The sequence below is a fragment of the Longimicrobium sp. genome (assembly GCA_036389135.1).
GTDB lineage: Bacteria > Gemmatimonadota > Gemmatimonadetes > Longimicrobiales > Longimicrobiaceae > Longimicrobium.
Genome location: DASVQP010000019.1, coordinates 172,873 through 197,196 on the forward strand (window position 1 = coordinate 172,873; position 24,324 = coordinate 197,196).

Annotated in this window: 20 protein-coding genes; 4 read left to right on the top strand and 16 right to left on the bottom strand. The window is 69.8% G+C overall.

The annotated features are described in order from the left end of the window. Positions 1-49: 49 nt before the first annotated feature. The 15 genes from VF584_04250 to VF584_04320 form a co-directional block, all read right to left on the bottom strand. Positions 50-820 (bottom strand): AraC family transcriptional regulator, encoded by a 771-nt coding sequence (locus VF584_04250; protein ID HEX8209379.1) that lies wholly within the window; start codon positions 818-820, stop codon positions 50-52. A gap of 162 nt (positions 821-982) precedes the next feature. Continuing rightward, positions 983-2,581, bottom strand: a complete 1,599-nt coding sequence (locus tag VF584_04255; protein HEX8209380.1) for a glycosyl hydrolase family 28-related protein — start codon at positions 2,579-2,581, stop codon at positions 983-985. Between the two features lie 457 nt (positions 2,582-3,038). After that, entirely contained in the window at positions 3,039-3,971 is a 933-nt protein-coding gene (locus VF584_04260) for an EamA family transporter (GenBank protein ID HEX8209381.1), read from the bottom strand. Between the two features lie 89 nt (positions 3,972-4,060). Next, positions 4,061-4,315, bottom strand: coding sequence for a hypothetical protein (locus tag VF584_04265; protein ID HEX8209382.1), 255 nt, complete (start codon positions 4,313-4,315; stop codon positions 4,061-4,063). Positions 4,316-4,419: 104 nt separating this feature from the next. After that, on the bottom strand, positions 4,420-4,644 hold the full coding sequence (locus VF584_04270) for a DUF433 domain-containing protein (GenBank protein HEX8209383.1): 225 nt from the start codon (positions 4,642-4,644) through the stop codon (positions 4,420-4,422). A 178-nt stretch (positions 4,645-4,822) separates the two neighbouring features. Further along, complete coding sequence (locus VF584_04275) at positions 4,823-5,491, bottom strand: HAD family hydrolase (GenBank protein HEX8209384.1); 669 nt, start codon at positions 5,489-5,491, stop codon at positions 4,823-4,825. After that, complete coding sequence (locus VF584_04280; protein HEX8209385.1) at positions 5,488-7,017, bottom strand: FAD-dependent oxidoreductase; 1,530 nt, start codon at positions 7,015-7,017, stop codon at positions 5,488-5,490. The genes VF584_04275 and VF584_04280 overlap by 4 nt, the downstream gene beginning before the upstream one ends. A gap of 70 nt (positions 7,018-7,087) precedes the next feature. Then, on the bottom strand, positions 7,088-8,548 hold the full coding sequence (locus tag VF584_04285) for a YdiU family protein (GenBank protein HEX8209386.1): 1,461 nt from the start codon (positions 8,546-8,548) through the stop codon (positions 7,088-7,090). Positions 8,549-8,739: 191 nt separating this feature from the next. Continuing rightward, positions 8,740-9,780: a DUF4097 family beta strand repeat-containing protein gene (locus VF584_04290; GenBank protein HEX8209387.1), complete on the bottom strand. Its 1,041-nt coding sequence runs from the start codon at positions 9,778-9,780 to the stop codon at positions 8,740-8,742. Positions 9,781-9,908: 128 nt separating this feature from the next. Continuing rightward, positions 9,909-12,515 (bottom strand): DUF5916 domain-containing protein, encoded by a 2,607-nt coding sequence (locus tag VF584_04295; protein HEX8209388.1) that lies wholly within the window; start codon positions 12,513-12,515, stop codon positions 9,909-9,911. A 76-nt stretch (positions 12,516-12,591) separates the two neighbouring features. Beyond that, on the bottom strand, positions 12,592-13,572 hold the full coding sequence (locus tag VF584_04300) for a DUF4097 family beta strand repeat-containing protein (protein ID HEX8209389.1): 981 nt from the start codon (positions 13,570-13,572) through the stop codon (positions 12,592-12,594). Between the two features lie 218 nt (positions 13,573-13,790). Beyond that, on the bottom strand, positions 13,791-14,465 hold the full coding sequence (locus VF584_04305; protein ID HEX8209390.1) for a zf-HC2 domain-containing protein: 675 nt from the start codon (positions 14,463-14,465) through the stop codon (positions 13,791-13,793). Next, positions 14,462-15,010 (bottom strand): RNA polymerase sigma factor, encoded by a 549-nt coding sequence (locus tag VF584_04310; protein ID HEX8209391.1) that lies wholly within the window; start codon positions 15,008-15,010, stop codon positions 14,462-14,464. Before VF584_04310 ends, VF584_04305 begins: the two co-directional genes overlap by 4 nt. A gap of 205 nt (positions 15,011-15,215) precedes the next feature. Next, entirely contained in the window at positions 15,216-15,623 is a 408-nt protein-coding gene (locus VF584_04315) for a PIN domain-containing protein (GenBank protein ID HEX8209392.1), read from the bottom strand. Further along, on the bottom strand, positions 15,620-15,859 hold the full coding sequence (locus tag VF584_04320) for a DUF6364 family protein (GenBank protein ID HEX8209393.1): 240 nt from the start codon (positions 15,857-15,859) through the stop codon (positions 15,620-15,622). The genes VF584_04315 and VF584_04320 overlap by 4 nt, the downstream gene beginning before the upstream one ends. Before the next feature lie 477 nt (positions 15,860-16,336). Here VF584_04320 and VF584_04325 point away from each other — a divergent pair, with 477 nt between their 5' ends. Together VF584_04325 and VF584_04330 are read left to right on the top strand one after the other, a co-directional pair. Then, positions 16,337-18,820 carry a prolyl oligopeptidase family serine peptidase gene (locus VF584_04325; protein HEX8209394.1) on the top strand — a complete coding sequence of 828 codons (2,484 nt, stop codon included), beginning with the start codon at positions 16,337-16,339 and terminating at the stop codon, positions 18,818-18,820. 185 nt (positions 18,821-19,005) lie between these two features. Continuing rightward, positions 19,006-21,060 (top strand): M13-type metalloendopeptidase, encoded by a 2,055-nt coding sequence (locus VF584_04330; GenBank protein HEX8209395.1) that lies wholly within the window; start codon positions 19,006-19,008, stop codon positions 21,058-21,060. Positions 21,061-21,195: 135 nt separating this feature from the next. On the opposite strand, the gene VF584_04335 is transcribed toward VF584_04330, so the two are convergent. Next, positions 21,196-22,236 carry a hypothetical protein gene (locus VF584_04335; protein HEX8209396.1) on the bottom strand — a complete coding sequence of 347 codons (1,041 nt, stop codon included), beginning with the start codon at positions 22,234-22,236 and terminating at the stop codon, positions 21,196-21,198. Positions 22,237-22,751: 515 nt separating this feature from the next. On the opposite strand from VF584_04335, the gene VF584_04340 reads away from it, so the two are divergent. Both VF584_04340 and VF584_04345 read left to right on the top strand, forming a co-directional pair. Beyond that, positions 22,752-23,294, top strand: a complete 543-nt coding sequence (locus VF584_04340) for a hypothetical protein (protein ID HEX8209397.1) — start codon at positions 22,752-22,754, stop codon at positions 23,292-23,294. A gap of 741 nt (positions 23,295-24,035) precedes the next feature. Beyond that, a complete protein-coding gene (locus VF584_04345) occupies positions 24,036-24,311 on the top strand; it encodes a DUF2277 domain-containing protein (GenBank protein ID HEX8209398.1) in 276 nt (91 codons plus the stop codon). Positions 24,312-24,324 lie beyond the last annotated feature (13 nt).

The window sequence follows — 24,324 nt, forward strand, 5'->3', positions numbered from 1 at the left end:
TGCGAACCGGACGGGCCGGATCGCGGGACGCCTTCATGGTACCGTGGGATCAGCGCGGGCTCTTCAACGTTCTTGCGCGGGCGGCGTACTGCCCCGGTGTGATCCCCAGCACCCGCTTGAAGTGCCGGTGCAGGTGGCTCTGCGCCGCGAACCCCGTGGCGAAGGCCGCGCGCGAGATGCTCCACCCGCCCCTCAGCATCCGCATGGCGTGCGCGACGCGGAGCTGCGTCTGGTACGCGTGCGGCGGCAGCCCCACCTGCCGCTTGAAGGCGCGCACCAGGTGGAAGCGGCTCACCCCGGCCACCGCGGCGAGGCGCTCCAGGGGGACGGGCTCGGCGTAGTGCGCCTCCAGGAAGGCGATGGCCTGCCGCACCGCCGCCGGCTCCCTCCTCACGCGCACTTCGCCGCTGCACACCAGCGCGACGAGGGCGGCCCAGCGCACGGTGTCGCCCTCCAGCCCCGGGTCGCCGCAGCGGGCCCACCGCGCGAAGGCGGCGGCGAGCCCGGCGTCGCGGCTCACCACCCAGGCGGGCTCGGCCGCCGCGCGCCCGGCCTCCTCCGCCACGCGGGCGAGCGCATCCCCGCGCACGTCCATCAGCAGGTACGACCACCCGCCCGCGCCCACGGAGTGCCCGTGGTGCATCTCCCCCGCCGGGACGGCCACCACCGCGCCCGCCGCGGCATCGTGCACCGCACCACGGCAGTACACCCGCCCCATTCCGGTGCGCACCCACGCGAGCTGAAACGCGTCGTGCGCGTGTCTCCCGGTGGACTCCACCGCGGTCTCAACCTCGGTTCCTGCAACGAGATGCGGGGGCATGGAACGGTGTGGGTGCGGCGGTTCGCGAACGGGGGAGCCCATCCACGGGAGGCACGTGGCGGGCCATCGCCGCCGCGCCCGCATCCGCCATCGAACGGGAAAGCGGAGCCGCGAATCCGCGGCCCCGCTCCGCCCCCGTCGATACCGCTCCGGCGGCGCCGGTCAGACCACGGTGCCGGCGGCGTCGCGCCAGGAGGTCCCATCACTCCACAGGGGCCGGGCACTCACGGTGTCGAAGTGCTGGCTGCCCACGGCCACCTGGTTGGCGGCCGGCCGGGACGATCCCACGCTCGAATCGCGCACGCCGTCGGAGCCGACGATCAGCAGGCCGCCCACCGTCACGAACCCCAGGAGTGCCAGGTCGCCGACCTTCCCATCCGTCAGGATGGTGGACGCGTGGAGCGAGCTGGTGCCGCTTCCCGCCACCAGCCGGAGGTTCTGCGAACCGTACGCGAAGATGACGGAGCTGTACACGTGGGAGTTCACCCCGTCGATCAGGAAGTCCTCACCGCGAGCCAGGCCGGCGTCCTGATTTCCCGCGGTCGGCACGGGCTGGATCACCGAGTTCTGAACGGTGGCGCCGTCCAGCCAGATGTTGGAGAACCATTGCGTATTGGCGGGGCCGTTCTCATTGGCCGTCGCGTTGTATGCCCCATGTGAGTGGTAATGGTGATATTGCAGGCCGCGCACCTGCGCGCCGATCACCGCCAGCGACACCGGACACACCTCCACCGACCCGCCCAGGTACAGGTCGTTCGTCAGGCCCACCACCTCGACGGCGAAGGGATAGGGCGCGGGGAGACCGACGCTGCTGTACTGGTTGTTGAGGAAGGCGTCGATCCGGAAGTCCGCGCCCCCGTGAATCTTGACCGTCGCCTTCGCGAGTCCCGTGAGGTACGTGTCGCGGTCCACCTCGAAGACGGTGAGCGAGCTCCCCTGGTGCGTGGTCGTATGGGTGCTGCTGAACCCGGTCACGTTCGTGTTCGTCAGGACGAGCGCGGAGTCGGCGCGCAGCGCGCAGCCGCGGACGCTGGAGCCCTCGCACGCGCAGTTGTACAGGGCGATGGTGCCCTGACCGGCGTTCGCTTCCGCGTTGGTGTGCATGGAGACGTGCACCCGCTCCAGGCGGTTCAGCTCCGAGCTCTGCCCACTCCCGTGCCGGTGCCACACCACGCCGTACGTGGAGGGGGTCGGCACGCTCACCGTGATCCCCACGTCCTGGAAGGTGAAGATCGACAGGTCGCGAACGGACGATCCGACCGCGCCGGTCATGTCCACGACGCACTTGCCGCTCCCCGTGTTCCCCAGGAGCACCGTCTGCCACATCCCGTCCCCCACCAGGTTGAACTGGCCGATGGTCATGTTGATGGGAGAGTCGAGGCGGTAGGTGCCAGCCGGCGCGTACACCGCCGCCGTGCCCGCGGGGTACTGGATGGCGGCCCTCGCCGCGGCGAATGCGGCATTGAACGCGGGGGAATCGTCCGCCGACCCGTCGCCGCGGGCACCGAAGCGCCTCACGTCGATCAGGTGGGGCGTTGAAAGCGGGCGCCACACGGGGGCGCCATTGGTGGACGTGGGCACCTTTTCGTACACCCCCACCCCGAGCTGCGCGCCGGTGGTGGGATCATGGCGGAAGTACAGTGATCCGGCGGGCGCCGTACCGGTGGCGCCGGCGGTGTCGGGCATGTCGGAACCGCTCATCCAGCTCGATGGTTGCGTCGACGTGCCTGCCGGGATGGTGACCTGGTCGATGGTTGCCATGCGGTTTTTCTCCGAGGAGGGTTCATGATCAAACCGAACATAACCCGAAAATAATCCCTTCACCAACGCTGGTGAACTGCAACACCGTACACGTTGCGCCGGCATCCCTAGGCACTCGCCGCCGTTCTCTGCCGGTCGCGCCGTACGGGCGAAGGCGTGCGTCAGGTCGGGGTCGCGAGGGCCGACGTGCGGCAAGGCACGGGCAGCCACGCGGGGCGGCCCCTACGAGCGACGGTGAGGCGGGCGTGGGTCGAGGTGGGGGCGACGGCGGGCGGACACGCAGGTCTGCCCCTACCGGCATCGGTGGGTGGAGCGGGCGGCGGTGCGGAGTCGGGCACGGGCGCGATGAATCGCGCCCCTACTACGGGGCATCTGCGCAATGCGCGGAGTTCTCCCCCTCACCCGCCCTGCGCCCCCGCAGGCGGGGGAGGGGGCCGGGGGGAGGGGGCATTTGCCCTCACCGGTCCGCCCTCACCACCATCACGCCGCCCAGCGTCAACACGGCGCCGAGCACGGCCCAGCCGGTCGGGCTCTCCTTCAGCAGCACCGCGGCCGCGATCATGGCGACCACGGGCGTCAGGTTGGAGAAGATCGCCGTGCGCGTGTTCCCGATCCGCTCGACACCGCGATACCAGATGAGATACGCGAGCCCGATGGCGAACAGCGCGGAGAAGAAGAGCCCGCCCCACGCCTCCGCGCCGACCATGTCCCAGCGCTGGCGCAGGAGGGCGGGCGTCCCGAGCACCACCAGGCCGGCGGTCCCCACCCACAGCGTCCACGCGGTGGTCTGGATGGAGCCGTAGCGCTCCACGATGGGCCGCGCGCCCACGGTGTAGACCGCCCACACCGCCGCGGCGACCACGAGGATCAGGTTTCCCACCAGCGCGGCGTGCCCCTCCAGCAGCGCGCCTGCCCCCGTCACCAGCCCGATCCCCAGCACCGAGAGCGCGGCGCCAGCCCAGGTGCGCCACCCCGGGCGCTCGTGCCCGGTGAGCATCGAGAAGAAGGCGGTCAGGATGGGCGTGAGCGCCAGGATCAGCGCGGCGCTCCCCGCACGGGTGCGCGCCAGGCCCAGGATGAAGCACATCTGGTAGGCCACGTTCCCCAGCAGCCCCAGCGCCACGATGCGCGCCAGGTGCCGCCGCTCGGGGAGCACGAGCGCGCCCTGCACGCGCAGCACGATCCCCACGAACACGGACGCGACCACGAAGCGCAGCGCGTTGAAGGCGAGCGGCTCGAAGACCGCCAGCGCGCTCTTGACCACGGCGAAGTTGACGCCCCACACGAGCACCATCATCGCCAGCGCGCTCTCGGTCCACCCCCATCCCGGCACCGGCCCCGTGGCCTCCGCCCCCAGCCCCGCTTCGATCTCCCGCCGCGTCGTCGCCATCCTCTCGCCCTTCACCGGAAAACGAACCAGGGGGAAGAGACCGGCTCTTCCCCCGACCGCCCGAAATGTAACCCGCGCATCCGCGGACGCTACTCCGCGCGGGGCCGGGGACGGACGTGCAGGACCTCGCCGGGAGCGACCGCGCCCACCGCCGCTCGCAACGCCGGAACGAGAGGGAGCAGATACTCCAGCTTGAGGCGGTAGGGGAAGACGACCACGACTCCGTAGGATCGTCCGGTTAGCGTCTGCTGGTACTCGAGGCTGCGGTCCGCCGTCACGAACACGTCGAACCCCGCATCCTCCACGCGGCGGAGGGGAGCGCGCCGTTCAGGACACCCTTCCAACCCTCCCTGCCCACGGTGGAAACAAAGTGCCCCGGCAACTCTCGAGCGAGTTGCCGGGGCAGATTTTCGTCAAGGGACGCGGCGGAGTGCGCCAGGTGGCTCGGTCACGCCGCGCGCCGGAGGCCACCGATGAGCGCATGCGTCGCCTGCTGGAGGAAACCGAGCGTCTGCGCGCGCGTCACCGTGGGAAAAGCGTCGAGGAAGCTGTCGATGGTATCGCCTTCCTCAAGATAGTCGAGCAGAGCCTGGACGGGCACACGCGTTCCCACGAAGACCGGGGTGCCGCCAAGGATCTCGGGATGGCTGTGTACGACGGGCTCTTCGGGCATCGCGGCCGCCTAGTGCGAATGGATGTGGAGCGACTTCCAAACGTAACGCCCAGCCGCCCCGCCTCCAAGCAATCTCACACAGAGCCGCAGAGGGAACGGACAAGGACACAGAGGAACAGACGGTGTCCTCCTCCTCCTTGCTGTTTCCTCTGTGTCTCTGTGTGATGCGCGGTTGCAGTCAGGCAGCGCCGTTGCCGTACGGAGAGCCCGCGTAGTTCGCCAGCAGATCCGCGGGGTCGTCGTAGATGGCGACGGCGTCCTTGAGGTCTTCGTCGCCCCAGCCGCCGCAGCGCAGGGCGACGCAGGGGACGCCCGCACGGCGCGCGGCCTCCACGTCGTACGGCGTGTCGCCCAGCATCACCGCCTCGGAGGGCCGGCACCCCGCCTTCTCCACGGCGGCTTCGATGACGTCGGGGTCGGGCTTCGAAGCCTCCACGTCCGACTGCGACGTCTTCTCCTCGATCAGATCCTTGATCCCCGCCTTCTCCAGCAGCTTCCCCATGTCGTCCTTGCTGGCCGAAGTGGCCACCACGAGCGCCATCCCGTCCGCCTGGAAGCGTTCCAGGAGCTCGCGCGCCTGGGGGAAGGGCTGGAGCGTCGGGAGGTAGCGCTCCTGGAAGATCTCGCCGCGGCGCTTCTTCACCTTCTCCGCCTCGTCCGATTCGTCCTCAAGCCCGGTGATCTCGGGGAGGACCTTGTCGCCGCCCATCCCGATCAGGCGGCGCACGTGGCCGAATTCGATGTCGAAGCCCATCTCCTTCCCCACGTCCACCCAGGCCTGGGCGTGGGCGTCGTTGCTGTCGATCAGGGTCCCGTCGATGTCGAGGATCGCCGCGCGTACCGTCATTCGCCGTCCAGCTTCTTGAGGGGATGGGGAGCAGGCCCGTTCAGGACCGCGCCGTCGGTGGCAAAGCGCGAGCCGTGGCACGGACAGTCCCAGCTCCGCTCCAGCCCGTTCCATTGCACCACGCACCCCAGGTGGGTGCAGATGGCGGAGTGCTCGTGCAGCTTCCCATCGTCGTCGCGGTAGGCGGCCACCTTGTGCAGCCCGCGCTGCAGCACCGCCCCCGTGCCCGGCGCGATCTCGTCGGCCGACTTCACGTCGCCGCCCAGCGGCAGCAGGTCCGTGTACTGCACCGCTACGTCCGCGTTCTCCATCGCGAACTCCATCAGGGAGTCCCTGGAGATCGTCTTCCGCTTGGGATCGTAGAGCTGCTCCCACGGGTTGGGGCGCCCCAGCACCAGGTCCGAGATCAGGATGCCCGCGATGGTGGAGTGCGTCATCCCCTGCCCGCTGTCGCCGGTGGCGATGTACACGTTCTTCTGCCCGCCGGGGTCGCGCCCGATGAAGCCGATGAAGTCCATCGGCTCCAGCACCTGCCCGCTCCAGCGCAGCGTCACCTGCTCGATGGGGAAGCGCTCGCGCGTCCACGCCTCCAGCCGGTCGAAGCGGAGCTGCATGTCGTTCTCGTGCCCCGTCTTGTGGTCCTCGCCGCCCACGACGAGCATCTCGTGCGTCAGGTCGCCGGGGATGCGGGCAAGCCGCACGTAGTGGTAGTGCTCCAGCGTGTCCCAGTACAGCCCGTGCTGCACCGCGCCCGTGGGGATGCGCGCGCCGATCACGTAGGTGCGGTAGGGCGCCTGCTTGGTGTGAATGGTGAGCCGGTCGTTGATCGGCGAGTTGGTGGCGACCACCACCGCCCCGGCGCGCACTTCGAAGCCGTCGCCGCGCGCCGCCGGCCTGTCGCCGCCCTCCACCTCCAGCACGTGGTTGCGCGTGTGGATGCGCCCGCCGTCGCGCTCGATGCAGCGGGCGAGCCCCTCCAGGTACCTGAGCGGATGGAACTCCCCCTGCCGCGAGAAGCGGAGCCCCGGCCCGCTGTCGAACGGCACCGGCAGCTTCTCCACGATCTCGACCGTGGCGCCGGCGCGGCGGGCGGCCTCCAGCTCGGTCTGCAGGAAGTCGGGCGTCTCGTTGGGCGCCAGGAAGAAGTAGCCGTCCACGTGCTGGTAGTCGCACTCGATCCCCTCCGCCGTGGAGATCTCGCCGATGCGGTCCACGGCGGCCTGGTGGCTCTGGTAGATGAGCTTCGCGCCCTCCTCGCCGTGCACCTTTTCCAGGACGTGGTAGTAGTCGTCCTGCGCGCTGGCCAGGTGGGCGGTCGTCTGCCCCGTCTCCCCTCCGCCGATGCCGTTGTCGTCAAGCACGACGACCTTCTTTCCCTCGCGGGCCAGGAGGTACGCGGTGGTCATCCCGGCCAGCCCCGCGCCCACCACGCACACGTCCGCCTCCGCCTCGCCGCGCAGCGGGGGGAACTCCGGCTGCGGGTTGGTGGTCTCCCACACCGACACGGACCTTTCTGAAGATTTCATTCGACCGTCTCCTTGGCGCACGTACCCGTTGAACAGCGGGCCGCGGACGTTGCAAGTGCCGTGACAGGCCCTACGTTCCGCAAAAGGTGGCGTGCACCCGTTCGTGCGCGGCCGGCGGCTCCATGTAATGCTCGAAGCCCGGCTGCGACTCGAAGGGCTTCGCCAGCACCGCCAGCAGCTCTTCAAAGGGCGCGAAGTCGTCCCGGTCCACCGCCGCGCGGATGACCGCTTCCACGCGGTGGTTGCGCGGGATGAAGGCGGGGTTGGCGGCGAGCATGGCGGCTCGGCGCGCCTCCGCGTCGCCCGGCTCCTCCTGCAGCCGCCGACGCCATCGCTGCGCCCATTCGTCGAAGGCGGCGGGGTTGCCGAAGAGGCTGCGCACGCCCTCGTCGTCACCCTCGCTCAGCCGTCGAAAGGTGAGGGTGAAGTCCGCCATCCCGGACGCCATCGCCTCCAGCAGGCCGCGCGCGAGCTCCGGGTCGCCCTCCCGCTCCGTGAGCAGGCCGAGCTTGCGGCCAAGGCCCGCGTGGTAGGCCCGCTCGAAGACCGGCGCGAAGGCGTCCAGCGCCTGGTTGGCCTCGTCGGCCGCGGCGGCGTTCGTGTCGGCGAGCAGGGGGAGCAGGCACTCCGCCAGCCGCACCAGGTTCCACTGCGCGATCGACGGCTGGTTGGCGTAGGCGTAGCGGCCCTGGACGTCGATGGAGCTGAAGACCGCGCCGGGGTCGTACTCGTCCATGAAGGCGCAGGGCCCGTAGTCGATCGTCTCACCGGCGACCGACATGTTGTCCGTGTTCATCACGCCGTGGATGAACCCCACCAGCAGCCACCGCGCGACGAGCTCGGCCTGCGCCCGGACCACGGCCTCCAGGAACGCGCGGTAGGGCCGCTCCGCGCCCGCCGCATCCGGGTAGTGCCGGGCGATGACGTGGTCGGCGAGCGCGCGCAGGCCCTCCACGTCGCCGCGGCTGGCGAAGAACTGGAATGTGCCCACGCGGATGTGGCTGGAGGCGACGCGGGCGAACACCGCGCCGGGGAGCATCGTCTCCCGCCGCACCCTCTCGCCGGTGGTCACCGCGGCGAGGGCGCGGGTGGTGGGGATGCCCAGCGCCGCCATCGCCTCGCTCACCAGGTACTCGCGCAGCACCGGCCCCAGCGCGGCCCTTCCGTCGCCGCGCCGCGAATAAGGCGTGGGGCCGGCGCCCTTGAGCTGCACGTCGCGGCGCACTCCGCGATGGTCGATCAGCTCGCCGAGCAGGATGGCGCGGCCGTCGCCCAGCTGGGGCACGAACCCACCGAACTGGTGCCCGGCGTACGCGGTCGCGATCGGCTCCGCGGTCGGGGGCACGCGGTTGCCGGCCAGCACCTGCACGCCTTCATCGCTGGCGAGCCAGGCCGGGTCCAGGCCCAGCTCGGCCGCCAGCGGCGCGTTGACCTTGATCAGCCGCGGCGCCGCCACCGGCGTTGGCGCCACGCGCGCAAAGAACCGGTCCGGAAGCCGCGCGTAGCTGTTGTCGAAAGGAGGTTGAACCATGGTCTGGAGCTCCGCTCATCCTTGGGTGTGGAGCATCCCCCTCGCACAACCCACGCCCGCCACGCCACAACGATGCAGAGTGCGCGGAGCCGATCATGGCCCGCCCCTGGCGAGCTGCTCGTCCTGGTCCGCAAAACGGTCCGCCCGCGCACGTTGGCGCGGGCGGACCGCTTGACATCCGGTTTGGAAGCTCAGCGGCCGCGGATGCGCACGCCGCCGGAGCCGGTGTCGATGGTGAGGCGTCCCTCGCCGTCGCCGATGCGGCCGGTGAGGCGGGAGCGGCGCAGGGTGCGGGCGGTCATCGGCACGTCCACGTCGATGCCGCCGGAGCCGGTGTCGATCTGCACCTCGGCGCCATAGCCGGCTGGGACGGACAGCGTCACGCCGCCGGAGCCGGTGTCGATCTTCACGTTTCGCGCATCCGCGGCGAGCGCGACGCTCACCGAGCCGCTGCCGGTGTCCACCGTGAGGTCGCGGGCGCGCACGCCGTCCAGCCGCACGGCACCGGAGCCCACGTCCACCCGCACGTCCTCCACCGCGACGTCCGTCCCGGTGACGCCGCCGCTCCCCGTGTCCACGATCAGGCGGGAGCCGCGCAAGCCGTTCAGCCGCACGCCGCCGGAGCCGGTGTCCACGTTGAGGATGCCGGAAGCGCCCGTCACCTCCACGTTGCCGGAGCCGACGTTCACGCCCAGGTCGCCGCGCGTCCCCTCGGCGCGCACGGACGCGGAGGCGGAGTGCACGCGCAGGGTGCCCTGCACGTTGCTGACGAAGACGCGGCCGACCGCCTGGTGCACCGCCACCGTCTGCCCGGCGGGGACCCGCACCCGCACGTCGGCCCACGCCTGGGTGCCGCTCCCCGTCCCGGCGATCGTCACCCGCTCTCCTCCCACCGACCAGCCGCCGCCAAAGGTGCCGTCGCGGCGCACGGTGAGCTGCGTCTGGCTCCCCCTCCCCATCGCCGGATACACGATGCGCCCTTCCGGAAACACCACCCGCACGGTCTCCGCGTCACCCACCCGGCCGCGCTCCACCCGCAGTTCGCGCGCGTCGCTGCCGCCGCGGGTGACCTCCACCACCACCTCGCGCCCGGAGCCCGCCTCCACCCGCATCTCCCCCACCAGGTTGTACACGGCCACGCGCTCGTCCCTCAGCGCATAACGCTCCTGGGCGTTTGCGGCCCCCGCCCATGCGAGGGAGAGGACGAGGGCGGTTCGGAGTGCGCGCGACATGGTTTTTTACGGATCGAGGAAGAAAGACGGCCTCACACAGAGACACAGAGGAACGGAGAGAAAAGCAGAAGGGGTTCTCCGCGGCTTGCCGTCCCCCGCTGTGCCCTCTGTGTGAGGCTGTTGTCCGTTCAGAAACTCACCCACCAGTTCGCCTTCAGCATCACCACGTTCGCCGCCTCGGTGTTCCAGAGCGCGTCGAGGTTGCGGCGGAAGCGGAACTGGCCGTCGGTGATGTCGTCCGAGCCGCCGCGGGTGTGCGACCAGGCCAGGAAGAGCGTGGAGCCCGGGCGGTACTCCCAGCGCGCCACCGCGTTCAGGTTGAAGTCGCGCACGCTGAAGTCCGGGTTGCCGAAGCGGAACGCGCCCGCGTCGTAGCCGTCGTCGTCGCGCGTGACGGTGAGCGGGGTGAAGCGGTCCGCGAAGCGCCCGGCGCCCGGCGCGGTGGGCTCGCGGAAGCTGCCGTACTTCCCCGCGCTCATGAACGGCTGCGCGTAGAGCTGCAGCGAGAGCGTCGGCGAAAAGGTCTTGTTCACCCGCGCCGACATCCCGAACGTGCGCTGGTCCAGCTCGCCGAAGACGTAGCGCGTCGTGCCCGCCACCTCGGGCGCATCCACGTACTGCCACGCCGTGTTGTAGCGCGAGTAGAAGGGCGACGCGGAGAAGCGCAGCGACGGAGTCGGGCGCCAGCCCAGGCCGGCCGACACGCTGTAGCGCCAGCCGGAGTCCTCGTCGCGCAGGCCCCAGTTGAAGCTGGCGTCGCCCGTGAGGCGCTTGCGGTTGTCCGAGCTCCCGCCCATCCACCCGCTTAGGCCGCCCGGCTCCAGGATGGCCGCGCCGCCGCGCAGGGCGCGCGTGTCCCATCCGCCAAAGGAGCGCTCCACGCCGGCCCACGCGTTCCAGTAGTTGAGGAAGCGCGCGGAGCCGTTCACGTTCAGCGCCCGCCCGTTGCGCTCCCACCCGAAGTTGCGCGCCTCCCAGGCGTTGCCGCCCAGGCTCCAGTCGCGGAACACCTTGCCCGGCGTGCGCTGGCTGTGCTGCATCCAGAAGACGTTCACGATCTCGTCCGCCGCGCGCTGGAAGCCCAGGTCGTTGGTCTCGAAGCCCGGCGAACGGACGGAGCCGAGGAAGCCGCCCTGCCACTTCCCCTTCACCTTGGCCACGTCGTAGCTCCCCGCCCAACCCTCCAGCGAGGTGGCCGCCGAGTCGAAGCGGAGGTAGCTCTGGCCGGGGCGCTGGAAGTAGCGCGCGCTGGAGCGCTGCGCGTTCCCCATCGCCTCGGTGCTCCCCTCGATGCGTGAGCCCAGCACCCAGAGGCGCGCCGAGTACACGTCGTTGCCCCAGCGGTGCTGCGCGTCCGCGCCGCCGGCGAAGGCGCGCGAGCGGAGCCAGTCCATCCCCGTGCCGTCCAGCCGCCGGATGACGCCCGTGGTCACCGCGCCGAACTGCGTCTTGCCGCCGTTCAGCTCGCGGCGGGCGCGGATGACGCTGTAGTTGGTCATCGGCTCCACCACCTGGTCGCTGCGCTCGCCGCCGGCGTCCAGGACGGTGGCGCGCTCCTCGGCGGTGAGGGCGTTCATCACGCCGATCGACCAGCCGCGCCCGATCTGCCCGCTCAGCTTGGCGGCGCCCAGGATGTTCGTCTGCCCCGGCTGGTCCGCGTAGCCGCCCTCGGGCACGTCCACGCCGCCGCGGGGGGCGCGGCCTACCCGGCGCGAGTAGAAGAGCGACTCGTTGCCGCCATCCCCATCGCCCAGGCCGATGCCGAAGCGAAAGATGTCCGCGCCCTCGGTGAAGAAGGGGCGCCGCTCGGAAAGGAAGGTCTCGAAGGCGCTGAGGTTCACCTCGGACGGATCGGCCTCCACCTGCCCGAAGTCGGGGTTGAAGGTGGCGTCGAGCGTCAGGTTGGAGGTGACGCCGTACTTGACGTCGAGCCCCGCCGAGCCGCGCATCTCGCTGGACGAGTAGAACGGGTTCGCCTCGTCGCCGGGCGCGCGGGTGACGCCGGAGACGGTGTACGGAAGGAGCTCCAGCCGGCGCGGCGCGGGAAGGCCGCTCAGCCCGCGCAGCTCGCCGAAGCGGGCCACCTGGCGGGGCTCGTCGCGCTTGACGGGCGACCAGTACGACTGCTCGTTCTCGCGCTGCACCACGCGCAGCGCCTGGAAGCCCCACACGCCGTCGCCGCCGGTGGCGAAGCGCAGCGCCGAGAGCGGAATGCGGTACTCCGCCGTCCACCCCAGCGAGTCGCGCGCTACCGCCACGGACCAGACCGCGTCCCACCCGGTGTCGTCGTTGGAGCCGTCGGCGATGGTCATGTCGCGCTTCACGCCCGCCGGGTTCACGGCGAAGACGTACGCCGTGCGCCGGTCGTGGCGCGAGTCGAAGCCCACCATCAGCCAGTCGGAGGAGGAGTCCTCGTCGCGGCGGGTGAGCTGGGCGGAGATCTTGTGGGGCTCGGGATCGTAGGCGCGGGCCGCCACGTAGACGGCGTCGTTGTCGAACGCCACCCGCATCACCGTGCGGAAGCGGGAGGGCTCGCCCTCCTTCGGCTCGCGCTGCGTGAAGCCGCCGATGGTGTCCGCGGCCATCCAGACGGCGTCGTCCAGGCGGCCGTCGAGGGTGGGGACTCCGGCGGTGGGGGAGAGGCGGTACGCTGCCACCTTACGGACGGCGTCCGTGCTGTCCGGGGCGGGCGCCGCCAGGGCGACGGCGCCGGCCAGAAGAAGGGTGCCCAGCATATGAGGTACTCCTGCGTGTGCAGGTATATGGGAGACGGTGAGGCGCGGCTCACCCTGGTGGGGGTCTGCTACGGGATCAGCGGTCCGCCAGTTTCACGTTTCCGCTGAAGGTGCGCAGCTCCACGCGCGACCCGCCCCGCCCCAGCAGCACCTCGCGCTCGCGCCGCGAGCTGCGGGTGACGCGCGCCCCGGCCACCGAAAGGTCCATGTCGCCGCTGAAGGTGGTGAACTCCACCTCCGCGCCGGTGCCGCGGGGGAGCCGCATCTCGATCTCGCCGCTGTGGGTGCTGACGGTGGTGGTGCCGCCGCGCTCCAGCGAGCCCGCGATGGTCACGTCGCCGGACACCGTCTCGAAGTCGCCGCGCAGCCGCTGCCCCTCCACGCGGATGTCGCCGCTCACCGTCTGCACCTCCGCGCGCCCGCCGACGGTGGGGGCGGTGACGGTGCCGCTCACCGACTGGGCGCGCAGGCTCCCCGCCCGCGCCGATACGCCGATGTCGCCGCTGACGGTCTGCGCCTCCACCTCGGTGCGCACGTCGCCGCCGAGCCGCAGGTCGCCGCTGATGGACTGGGCGCGCACGCGGTTGGTGACCACGTCGATCTCCACCTCGCCGGAGCGGGTGGTGACCTCCAGGTCGGCGGGCCGTCCGCCCACCTGCACGTTGCCGCTGACGGTGTTCACGGTGGTGGAGCCCGTCATCCCCCGCACGTCCGCATCGGCGGAGGTGGTGCGGACGACGAGCGTCTTGCGGGCGGGGATCCGGACCTCGATGTCCGAGCCGCCGGAGGTACGGGTGCCGCGGGGAACGAAGACCTGCACGTAGGTGCGGTCGCCCTCGGTGCGCAGGTCCAGGCGCTCGACGCCGCGCCCGAGCTCGCCGGTGACGTGCACCTCGTTCCTGGCCCACGCCACCACGCGCACGCTGCCGGATACGAGGGTGATGTCCACGGTGCCGCCCGGCCCCGTGGCGCGCCGCTGGTCGACGCGCTGCTGCCCGCACGCCGGCGTTACGATGAAAGCCGCGATGAGGACGGCTGTGGCGATTCCGGGCTTCATGGGATGTATGGTTCGGTTCTGTGAGTTCGATGGACGGAAGTGCTAAGTGCTAAGTCCTAAGTCCTGAACTGATGTTACCTGGCACTTGGCACTTGGCACTTGGCACTTGGCACTTGGCACTTGGCACTTGGCACTTAGCACTTAGCACTTAGCACTTAGCACTTAGCACTTAGCACTTAGCACTTAGCACTTAGCACTTAGCACTTAGCACTTCCGTTCTAAAGCTCCACCGCTTGCTGCAACACGTTCAGCTTCTGCCCGTAGGCGTCGGCGAGCATGTCGGTCAGCTCGCGGCTGTTGGGGTCCTTGACCAGCGCCTCGCGTGATTGGCGGATCGCCTCGTCGATGATGCGCAGGTTGGTCTCCAGCGTCTTCACCGTCTCCGGCGCAAGGGTGCCGCGCCGGGCCGTGAGGACGCGCTCCAGGTCCGCGATGGCGACTTCGTAGTCCTGCTCCGCGGGCTTGAAGGCGACCAGCGCCGTCGGCGTAGCGGTCGAGGGCGCGGCCACGCTCTGCACCGGCGCGCTCGCGACCGGCTCCGGGGCGCGCTTCTCCATCACCTTGAGCGTGATGAGCGACGAGGAGACCGCCACTCCCACGATGGTCGCGGCCATGGTGAGCCACCGCGGCGCCTGCCAGCGGCGCGCGCTGGTGATGGACACCACGTCCGCCCGCGGCTCGATGCGGGCGGCGACCCCCGCCCACAGGTCGCGCCCCGGCGCCATCTCCAGCGGCAGGGTGGCGACGTCTTGTAGGAGCGAGCGGAGCGCCTCCGCCTCGGCGCGGCACTCGCCGCAGACGGCGAGGTGGAAATCCACCGCCTGCCTGTCCTCGTCGGGAAGCTCGTTGGCCGCCCAGTCGTCCAGCCGATCCAGCACGTATTCGTGATTCATCGTCCAAGCATCTCCCGCAGAAGCCTGCGCGCCCGGTGGAGTTGTGCCTTGCACGTGCCCACCGCCGTTCCCTGCATCTCCGCGATCTCCTCGTGCTTGTACCCTTCCACGTCGTGGAGAACCAGCACCGCGCGTGCGCCCGGCGGCAGCGCCGCGATTGCACGCTCCAGGTCGATCGCGTCGCACGGGTCGTGGCTGCGCGACGGAGTTTCGTATGATTCCAGATCGTCGGTCACCATCACCTTCGCCACCCTCACCTTCTCCGACCGGCGGTCGCCCAGCACCACGTTCACGGCCAGCCGGTGCAGCCAGGTGCTGAAGGCGCTCTTCCCCTCGAACGTCCCGATCTTCTCCCACGCACGCACGAATACGTCCTGCGTGAGCTCTTCGGCGCGGCCGGGGTCGCCGCACAGCCGCATGCAGAGTGCGTACACCCGCCCCAGGTTCTCGCGGTACAGCTGCTCGAACGCGGCGACGTCGCCCTGTTGTGCGCGCCGCACGGCAAGGCTCGCCGTGGGGGCGAGGACCGTCGGCTCAGCCTGCATCGCGATCATCCAATCGCACCGGGGAGGGGTGGGGCTTCCTGCCTTCAGGGATAGGATGCCGCCCGGGGCGCGATGGTTTAAAGGGGTGGGTGAGGTGCTTCATGGGGGAACACGGCCTGCGGGGGAGCACCGGCCGCGGAGTGGCGGGCGGGGTGGAAGGAGGGGCTGTAAATCTGCCTGTGAGGGGACGCGAATCGCCTGGGCGCTACATGAGAGCCAGAATCTCGCCGGGCGAGCGTGGCGCGGGTGGACCGCCGCGAAAGTCTTTCTCGTTGCGGGTCACCACGAAATCCGCACCGATCTTCAATCCCGCCGATACCTGCACGGCATCCTCGAAGTCACCTAGCCCAAGCACAAGGGCCTGGTGGAAGTCCGGCGCTTCCACCGGCACGACCCGCACGATGCGCAGCAGATCGGTCACGGCAATAGCGGCCACTCGCCGGTCCTTCGCCTTTGCCACAATGTAATGCACGGTCGTGATCGTGTGCCCCGCGACGTAAGCTTCCGCATGACCGTTCTCGACCGCGGATAACAGCAACGCGGCCTCGACGTCCCAGGGTTTCCTTTCAAGAAACAGGTCGAGAAGGACGTTGATGTCGAGCAGGAGCTTCATCGCCCGTACTTCTCGAGAAGGTGGCGGTGATAATCGTCCTCGTCGACGTCTCCTTTTGCGATCCCCCTCAGCCTGCGAACAATCGGCGACAGCTCCGACGGGGCTTCATCCAGCGGAAGACGCAACAGGAAATCGCTCACCACCTTGGACAAGCTCGTGGAATGACGTTCACTGTAGCGCTCGCCGCGTTCGACCGCCGCGGGATCAAGCGACAGGTTCTTCGTAACGCGTGACATGGCTCCTCCCTTATGCGCATGAGCTCTTTGGAACGATGCGCACGACCCGCACCCAAGTCAAGGCTCCGGCTGCTCGACCGAGGTTGGGTAGCGCCCCAACGCTTGGGGGCAGCCTGCCTTCGCCGGCTACGGAGGCGGGGTGCTGCGGGAAGGCTCCTTGGAAGCGGGCTGCGGCGAAGTGCGGGACACGGGCAGACACGCGGGTCTGCCCCTACGGATTTGTGCGAGGGGCGGGGGTCGAGGCGCGGAGAGGGCGGGCGCGATGAATCGCGCCCCTACGACGACCTGCTCGCGGTAGCGGTGCTCGACGGCGCCAGCGTCGATGGTGAACTCCTCGGCGAGTGCGAAGCGAGGGCCCGGCCGGGTCCTTGCTCCGCGCGCCGCGGCGCACGATGTTTCGGGATGCTAACAAATCCGCACCCTGGCGCGCCGCCTTCGCGGCTCGCCGGAACCGCCCATCCCCAGGCGAGAACGCGTATGCAACCCCGTACCCCCCTGCTCCGCGCCTCGGCGGCGTCGGCACTCCTGGCGCTGGCCCCTCCCGCCGCGGCGCAGCAGCCGGCCCCGGGCGCCGGCTACCTGACGCCGCCCGCGCCGATCCCGCAGATCCTGAACGCGCCGCCCACGCCCGGCGTGAGCGTGTCGCGCGACCGCAGGACGCTGGCGCTGCTGGAGCGCCAGAACCTCCCCGCGATCGCCGAGCTCGCGGAGCCGGAGCTGCGGCTGGCCGGCTTCCGCATCTCGCCGCGCACCAACGGTCCGTCGGTCGGGCGCACGCCGTGGATCACGGGAATCACCTTCCAGGACCTCGCCAGCGGGGCGCAGCGGCCGGTGCGGCTCCCCGCCGGCACGCGCATCGGCTTCACGCAGTGGTCGCCGGACGGCGGGCGCCTGGCCTTCGCGGCCGCGGGCGAGGGCGGGATGGAGCTGTGGGTGGCCGACGCGGCCTCGGCGACGGCGCGGCGCATCCTTCCCGCCTCGCTGAACGCCACCATCGGCGCGCCCTTCCAGTGGCTGCCGGACGGCTCCGGCTTCATCGCCAGGCAGGTGCCGGCCGGGCGCGGCGCGGTTCCGCAGGCGCCGCGCGCGCCCTCGGGCCCGCTGGTGCAGGAGAACCTGGGGCGCACCTCGCCGGGGCGCACCTACCAGGACCTGCTGCAGACCCCGCACGACGAGCGCCTCTTCGACTACTACGCCACCTCGCAGCTCGTGCGGGTGCCGGTGGCCGGCGGCGCGCCCACGCGTCTGGGGCAGCCGGGGATCATCCGCGACGCCAGCGTGTCGCCGGACGGCCGCTTCCTGCTGGTGACGAGGATCGAGAAGCCGTACAGCTTCGTGGCGCCCGCGGGCCGCTTCCCCACCCGCATCCAGGTGCTGGACATGACGGGGCGCGAGGTGAAGCGCGTCGCCGACGTCCCGCTGACCGACGACCTCCCCACCGCCTTCGACGCCGTGGCCACCGGTCCGCGCCAGGTGGAGTGGCGCTCGGACGCGCCGGCCACCCTCTTCTGGGTGGAGGCGCAGGACGAGGGCGACCCCCGCAAGCAGGCGGCGGTCCGCGACCGCCTCTTCCTGCTGGATGCCCCCTTCACCGCGCAGCCGACGCGCTGGCTGGACCTGGACCAGCGCTTCGAACGCGTGGACTGGGGGACGAACGACTTCGCGCTGGTGACGTCTCGCTGGTGGAACACGCGCTGGGAGCGCCGCTACGCCGCCAGCCCCGCGAACCCGTCGGCGGCGCCGCGCAAGCTGGCGGACCGCACCTACGACGACCGCTACGGCGACCCCGGCTCGCCCATCTACACCTCCACCCGGAGCGGGCACCAGGTGGTGATGACGACGGAGGACGGCCGCGGGGTCTTCCTCGCGGGGCAGGGCGCGTCGCCGAAAGGGCTGTATCCCTTCCTCGACCGCATGGAGATCGCGACCGGCGCCACCCGCCGCCTGTGGCGCGCCGAGGACCCGCACTTCGAGACCGTGTCCACGGTGCTGGACCGCTCCGGCAACCGCATCCTCACGCGGCGCGAGTCGCTGACGGAGGCGCCGAACTACTTCATCCGGACGATTCCGGGAGGCGCGGCGCAGCCGGTGACGCGCTTCACCGACCCGGCGCCGCAGCTCGCGGGCGTGACGCGCCAGCTCATCACCTACAAGCGCGCGGACGGGGTGGATCTGAGCGGCACCCTGTACCTCCCCGCCGGCTACGACGCCCGGCGCGACGGTCCGCTCCCCCTGGTGATGTGGGCGTACCCGACGGAGTTCCGCGACGCGGCGAGCGCGGGCCAGGTGAGCGACTCGCCCAACCGCTTCGCGCGTCCGGGCGGCACCTCGCACCTCTTCCTGCTCACGCAGGGCTACGCGGTGCTGGACAACCCGACGATGCCCATCGTGGGCGCCAACGGGGCCGAGCCGAACGACACGTACATCGAGCAGCTGGTGTCCAGCGCAAAGGCCGCGGTGGACAAGGTGGTGGAGATGGGCGTGGCGGACCGCAACCGCATCGGCGTGGGCGGGCACTCGTACGGCGCCTTCATGACCGCCAACCTGCTGGCCCACAGCGACCTCTTCCGCGCCGGCATCGCGCGGTCGGGCGCGTACAACCGCACGCTGACGCCGTTCGGCTTCCAGGCGGAGCAGCGCAGCTACTGGGAAGCCACGGACACGTACACGCGGATGAGCCCATTCACCTACGCGAACAAGGTGAACGAGCCGATCCTGCTGATTCACGGCGAGGCGGACAACAACTCCGGCACCTTTCCCATCCAGAGCGAGCGCTTCTACGCGGCGCTCAAGGGCCACGGCGCCACGGTGCGCTACGTGGTCCTTCCGCACGAATCGCACGGCTACCAGGGCCGTGAGTCGGTGATGCACACGCTGGCGGAGATGATCCGCTGGATGGACCGCTACGTGAAGAACGCCGGCCCGCGCCCCCCCGCCGCGCAGCCGGCCGCCACGCGGTAACAACAGCGTTTCACACAGAGACGCAGAGGAAAAAAGAGAAGGCACAGAGGGCACACGAACCTCTCCTCCTTCTTTCCGTTTCCTCTGTGTCTCTGTGTGATGCGCTGTCAGGAACCGCCGCCACCGTCGCGTGTAACGAGTCGCGACGGTGAACTTTTGTTTCCCCCCAGGGCAAACCAATCCGAATGACACCTCCCAGGCAGCTCGGCCTGCTGCGGCGCTCCGGCGTCGTGGCAGCGCTGGCGGCGACCAGCCTCGCCGGCACCCTCGCCGCGCAGGCGGGCAACCCCGCGCTCGGCTTCGACCGCCGCAACTTCGACACGAGCGTCCGCCCGCAGGACGACTTCTTCCGCTACGTCAACGGCGGCTGGCTCAAGACCACGCAGATCCCGGCCGACCGCTCCAGCTTCGGCTCCTTCGTGGAGCTGCGCGACCGCAGCGAAGAGTCTCTCCGCGCCATCATCGACGAGGCCGCCGCCGCCCGCAACGCGCAGCCGGGCTCCGAGACGCAGAAGGTGGGCGACCTCTACCGCAGCTTCATGGACTCGGCGCGGATCGAGGCGGCCGGCATCACGCCGATCCGCCCCGAACTGGCCCGCATCGCCGCGCTCCGCGACCGCGCCGCGCTTCCGGAGCTCTTTGCGCACCTGCAGCGCATCGGCGTGCAGACGCCGTTCGGCTTCGGCGTGGGGCAGGATGCCCGCCAGGCGACCCGCTACATCGCGTCGGCCGGGCAGAGCGGGCTGGGGCTTCCGGACCGCGACTACTACCTGAAGCAGGACCCCAAGCTCGTCGCCGCCCGCGCCGCGTACCAGACGTACGTGGAGACGCTGCTGCGCCTGTCCGGCGATCGCGACCCCGCCGGCGGCGCCCGCGCCGTGCTGGCGCTGGAGACGGCGCTGGCCGAGAAGCAGTGGGACCGCGCCCGCAGCCGCGACCGCGAGGCGAGCTACAACCTGCGCACCGTCGCCCAGCTCGACTCCATGATGCCGGGCTTCTCCTGGACGCGCTTCCTGCGCGCCGTCGGCGCGGAGAGCACGCCGGGCGTCGTCGTGCGCCAGCCGGACTACATGACGGCGATGAACCAGATCATCGCCGCCACGCCGGTGCCGGTGCTGCGCCAGTACCTCACGGTGAAGCTGGTCGACAACTACGCATCGGCGCTCAGCTCGCCGTTCGTCAACGCCCAGTTCGCGTACCGAGGCAGGGCGCTGCAGGGGCTGGAGGCGAACCGCCCCCGCTGGAAGCGCGGCGTGGGCCTGGTGGAGGGCGCGCTCGGCGAGGCCGCCGGCCGCCTGTACGTGCAGCGCAACTTCCGCCCCGAGAGCCGCGCGCGGATGCAGGAGCTGGTGGCCAACCTGCGCTCCGCCTTCCAGACGTCCATCGACTCGCTGGAGTGGATGAGCCCGGCGACCAAGGTGCAGGCGCAGGCCAAGCTGGCGAAGTTCAACGTCAAGATCGGCTACCCCGACCAGTGGCGTGACTACTCGGCGCTCGAGATCCGCCCGGGTGACCTGGCGGGCAACCTGCGCCGCATCGCCGGGTTCGGCCACAACCGCATGATCCGCCGCCTGGGCCAGCCCATCGACCGCGGCGAGTGGGGGATGACCCCGCAGACGGTGAACGCGTACTACTCGCCGACGATGAACGAGATCGTCTTCCCCGCGGCGATCCTGCAGCCTCCCTTCTTCAACCCGGCCGCCGACGACGCGGTGAACTACGGGGGGATCGGGACGGTGATCGGCCACGAGATCAGCCACGGCTTCGACGACCAGGGCCGCCGCTCGGACGGCGAGGGGAACCTGCGCGACTGGTGGACCGAGGCGGACAATGAGGCGTTCAAGCAGCGTGCGGACGTGCTGGTGGCGCAGTACGGCGCCTACAGCCCGGCGCCGGGCCTCACCCTCAACGGCCGCCTCACCCTGGGCGAGAACATCGGCGACCTGAGCGGCATCGCGATGGCTTACCGCGCCTACAAGAAGTCGCTGAACGGCCGCGAGGCCCCGGTGATCGACGGCCTCACGGGCGACCAGCGCTTCTTCATCGGCTTCGCGCAGATCTGGCGCACGCTGATGCGCGAGGACGCGCTGCGGCAGCAGGTGATGACCGACCCGCACTCGCCGGGCGAGTACCGCACCAACGGCGTCCTCCGCAACATCCCGGAGTTCTACGCCGCCTTCAACGTCCAGCCCGGCGACAAGATGTACCTGCCGCCGGAGCAACGCGTGAGGATCTGGTAAGCGGTCGCTGGACCAGATGAGAAGCGGTGGCCCGGAGCGATCCGTGCCACCGTTTCATTTGTAGTTGTGGCCGCAGGAGGAAGGCAAGCGTGCCTCCGCGTCCGTAGCGGAGCTTGGCCGCCGCGTCCCGCTCCTTCAGATCAGCACCGTGAGGTTCAGTGTCCCCAGCACGTCGGCGACGGCGAGCTTCAGCGTCTCGGCCTGGTACGGCATGCCCAGGTCCACCGCGCGCCGGGCGGCATTCTTGTTGAACACGGGATCGTCCTGCTTCTCGGTGCCCACCGCGTCCGTCGACGCCAGGAAGATCTTCTCCCCTCGGAAGGCGTAATGTTCGGCGCTCGGGTCGATCTCGTTGGGGTTGCGATGGAAGATTACGCCATCCAGCCGGTCGTAGTTCTGGAAGGCGGCTCTGTTGGCGCGCCAGAAGTTCACGTCCCCGCCGAGCCCGCCGGAAGATTTCGGTAGCGAGAAGTCGTTGTAGAAGATCAGGCGCCCGCCCAGCGTCTCGCGGTCGATCTCACCCGTCACCCAGTCCGCCCAGTAGATCCGGTCCCGCCGAACGGCGTCGCCGCCGCCGGGCTCGTTCATGATCTCGTAGAAGACGTTCCAGTAGTCCTTGGTGAGCGCCACCACGTGCTGGATGTACTTCGCCTGAAGCTCCTTCTGCTTCGCGTTGTGCTGAATGTGGTAGAACTCGGGAAGGCCGCCGATGGGCGTCTTCTCGTCCACGATGAAGTTGTAGTAGTTGTTCTTCTCGTTCCACGGATTTCTCGGCCAGCGCGTCATGAGGTCGCCGGTCTCGTACTCCAGCCCCGTAGCGTCGAAGAGCGTGATCTGCACCGCGAAGCCGCGCGCCGCCGCGTTCGCCAACATCGTCCGCAGGCGCCGGAAGTAGTCGGCGTTGAACGAGTCCAGCTTCCACGTTCCGTTGTTGTCGCGAAAGTACGGGCTGTACGCGAAGCCGGGCCGGTCGTAGAGCCAGTACGGCAGCATGGGAAAGCGGAAGTAGTTGTTCTTCCGGGCGCGCAGCTCGTCCAGCGGCGGGGCGGTGTCCACGCTCAGGGCCTCGATGCCCGCCGTATCGCTCCGGCGCGGGTAGATGCCGGCCAGGCACGCCGGGGCGCCGCGGTACAGGAGCCTGGACCCCTGGCGGGTGAAGCGCTGCTCGAGTGCCATTGCGTCCTCCTCATGGTGGGTTGATGGATCCGCGAAATGGATGCGCCCGGCCCCTCATCGTTCTGCCTGCCGCCACGCCTGCGGCGACCTTCCCCACCCGCCATGAGCGTCGTCGATCGTCAGAATTATGCGTGGCCTGGCGTGATCGAGTGGACAAAGAAAGGCAAGAAACGTGGGTCCGCCCATCGCAAGGTAGATGGTTTTCTGCGCGGCACAAGGAAACGTTAGTATGGACGCAAGGCGGCTTGGAGCACCAGAAAGCCGAGCCCAGGCCTCCTCAAAGACGTGTCCCGAGCATCACGTCAGGTGACTGTGTGTACTTCCGGGTGGGCAGCCGCGCCGAAGGGGGCGCTGCGGGTGACGTGCGGCTGGGCGTCGTTCCAGAGTAAGCCTTTCGCCAGGCCGCACGCGCCTGAGCTTGATCGTTCGGCGGCGAGGGGTGAATCCTGTCGTGTTTGTGGTCCGTACCCGGACATGTCCCGGTTACCGGGCTGGCGCTCCGCAGCAGAACGCGGGTGAAGCCCGACTCCCGTGAGCTGTCACGACCAAAGAAGATGAATTCCTGGGGAAAGGCGGCTCTAAGCTGTTCCGCGATCAGCCTGATCCTTCATGTGGCGTCATTCATCATGCCGGCCGCCGTTGGACGGGCGGGCGGCGTCCATCTCGCCATCCCGCTCTGCCTGGGTGCGGCGATCTCCATATGGGCAGCGGTACACGCCTTCCGTGAGGATGTGGGAAAGGCACCTGGTCACCTGCCGCGGTGGGCCGGGATGCTGGGGCTTGCCGCTTTCTTCTATGCGACGGCCAACTTCTTCATCGTTGGCTGGCTGCTGGAGGGTGCAGCACCGGAACGCGTGGGAGATACATACGCCCTCTCCGACCATGGCCGAATCGTGCGCTTTGTCACGGCCGCGGAATACTGGAGACTTCGCGGCTACGAGTCCCGGCTATTCAGCGGTTTCGCAATGGCGTACGGTTTCCTTGCAGCCTTGTATCTGTTGTACCTGCGGCCGGCGCCGCCGAACCAGTCGTTGCAGGCTGACAACCGGCCGGAGTGACGGCACAATTCCCTAGTCCCGGTCAGCCGGCTGCAGCGGATACGGGACCGCGCATGTCTTCAGCCCGGCGCGAGCCTTGCGCGCCGGCCCCGCACCCGTGACCCTTGTGTCGTTCGGCGACTCACCGCCGGCCCTGGCGGGCAAGCGCGCTACCTGTTTCGCGACCTACGTAACCGGGTCCTACTCCGATGCATGCAACCCGTCGCTGGTACCCTGTCTACCTGTTCGCCGCGATGCTGTCGGCCTGTGCACCCGCACAGGTCGAGCACCGGCAGCCTCTCGGCACGCCCAGCCCGGAGTCAGAACCGGGGCGCGATTGGGTAACCGTCTGGCGCGTTTCCGATGCGTCGCATGAGGTCGATGCGCGTTCAGTGGTTCCGGGAGCGAATGGCACATTCGGACTGCGGTACCGCGTGCGCATGCCTGCATATACGAACCCTGGGGGAGAGCGGTTCGATCGTGTCGAAGGGCTCGCCGAATACGACTGCGCCGGTCGACGCGAACGGACCGGTTCCACGGAGATGAAGCTGGGCAGCACCGTTCTGAGATCATGGCCCGGAACAGGACGGTGGGAGCGGATCTCGGAAAACCGTCGTGAGGTGTTCCGGAGCATCTGCGCGTATGTCGGTTCACGCGGCAACGGGACTGCTGGACCGAGCTGATTCCCCAGGGGAAGTGAGCGCTGCAGGTAAGACTTTGCGGCATAGTCGCCGCCGCGCGGGAAACCAGAGCGAGGATTTCATGTGCCGAAACATCAAGACTCTGGCCAACTTCGAGCCAGCCGCGACCGATGATGAGGTGCGCGCCGCCGCACTTCAGTTCGTCCGGAAAGTGAGCGGGACAACCCACCCTTCACGGGCGAACGAAGAGGCCTTCAATCGGGCGGTGGAGGAGATCACGGTGAGCGCTCGGCGACTCATCGACTCCATCGAGACGAAGTCCTCGCCGCGGAACCGCGAGGAGGAGTCACGGAAGGCGCGGTTGCAGGCGGCGATGCGCTTCGGCACCCCTGCCTGACACGATTGGTTGG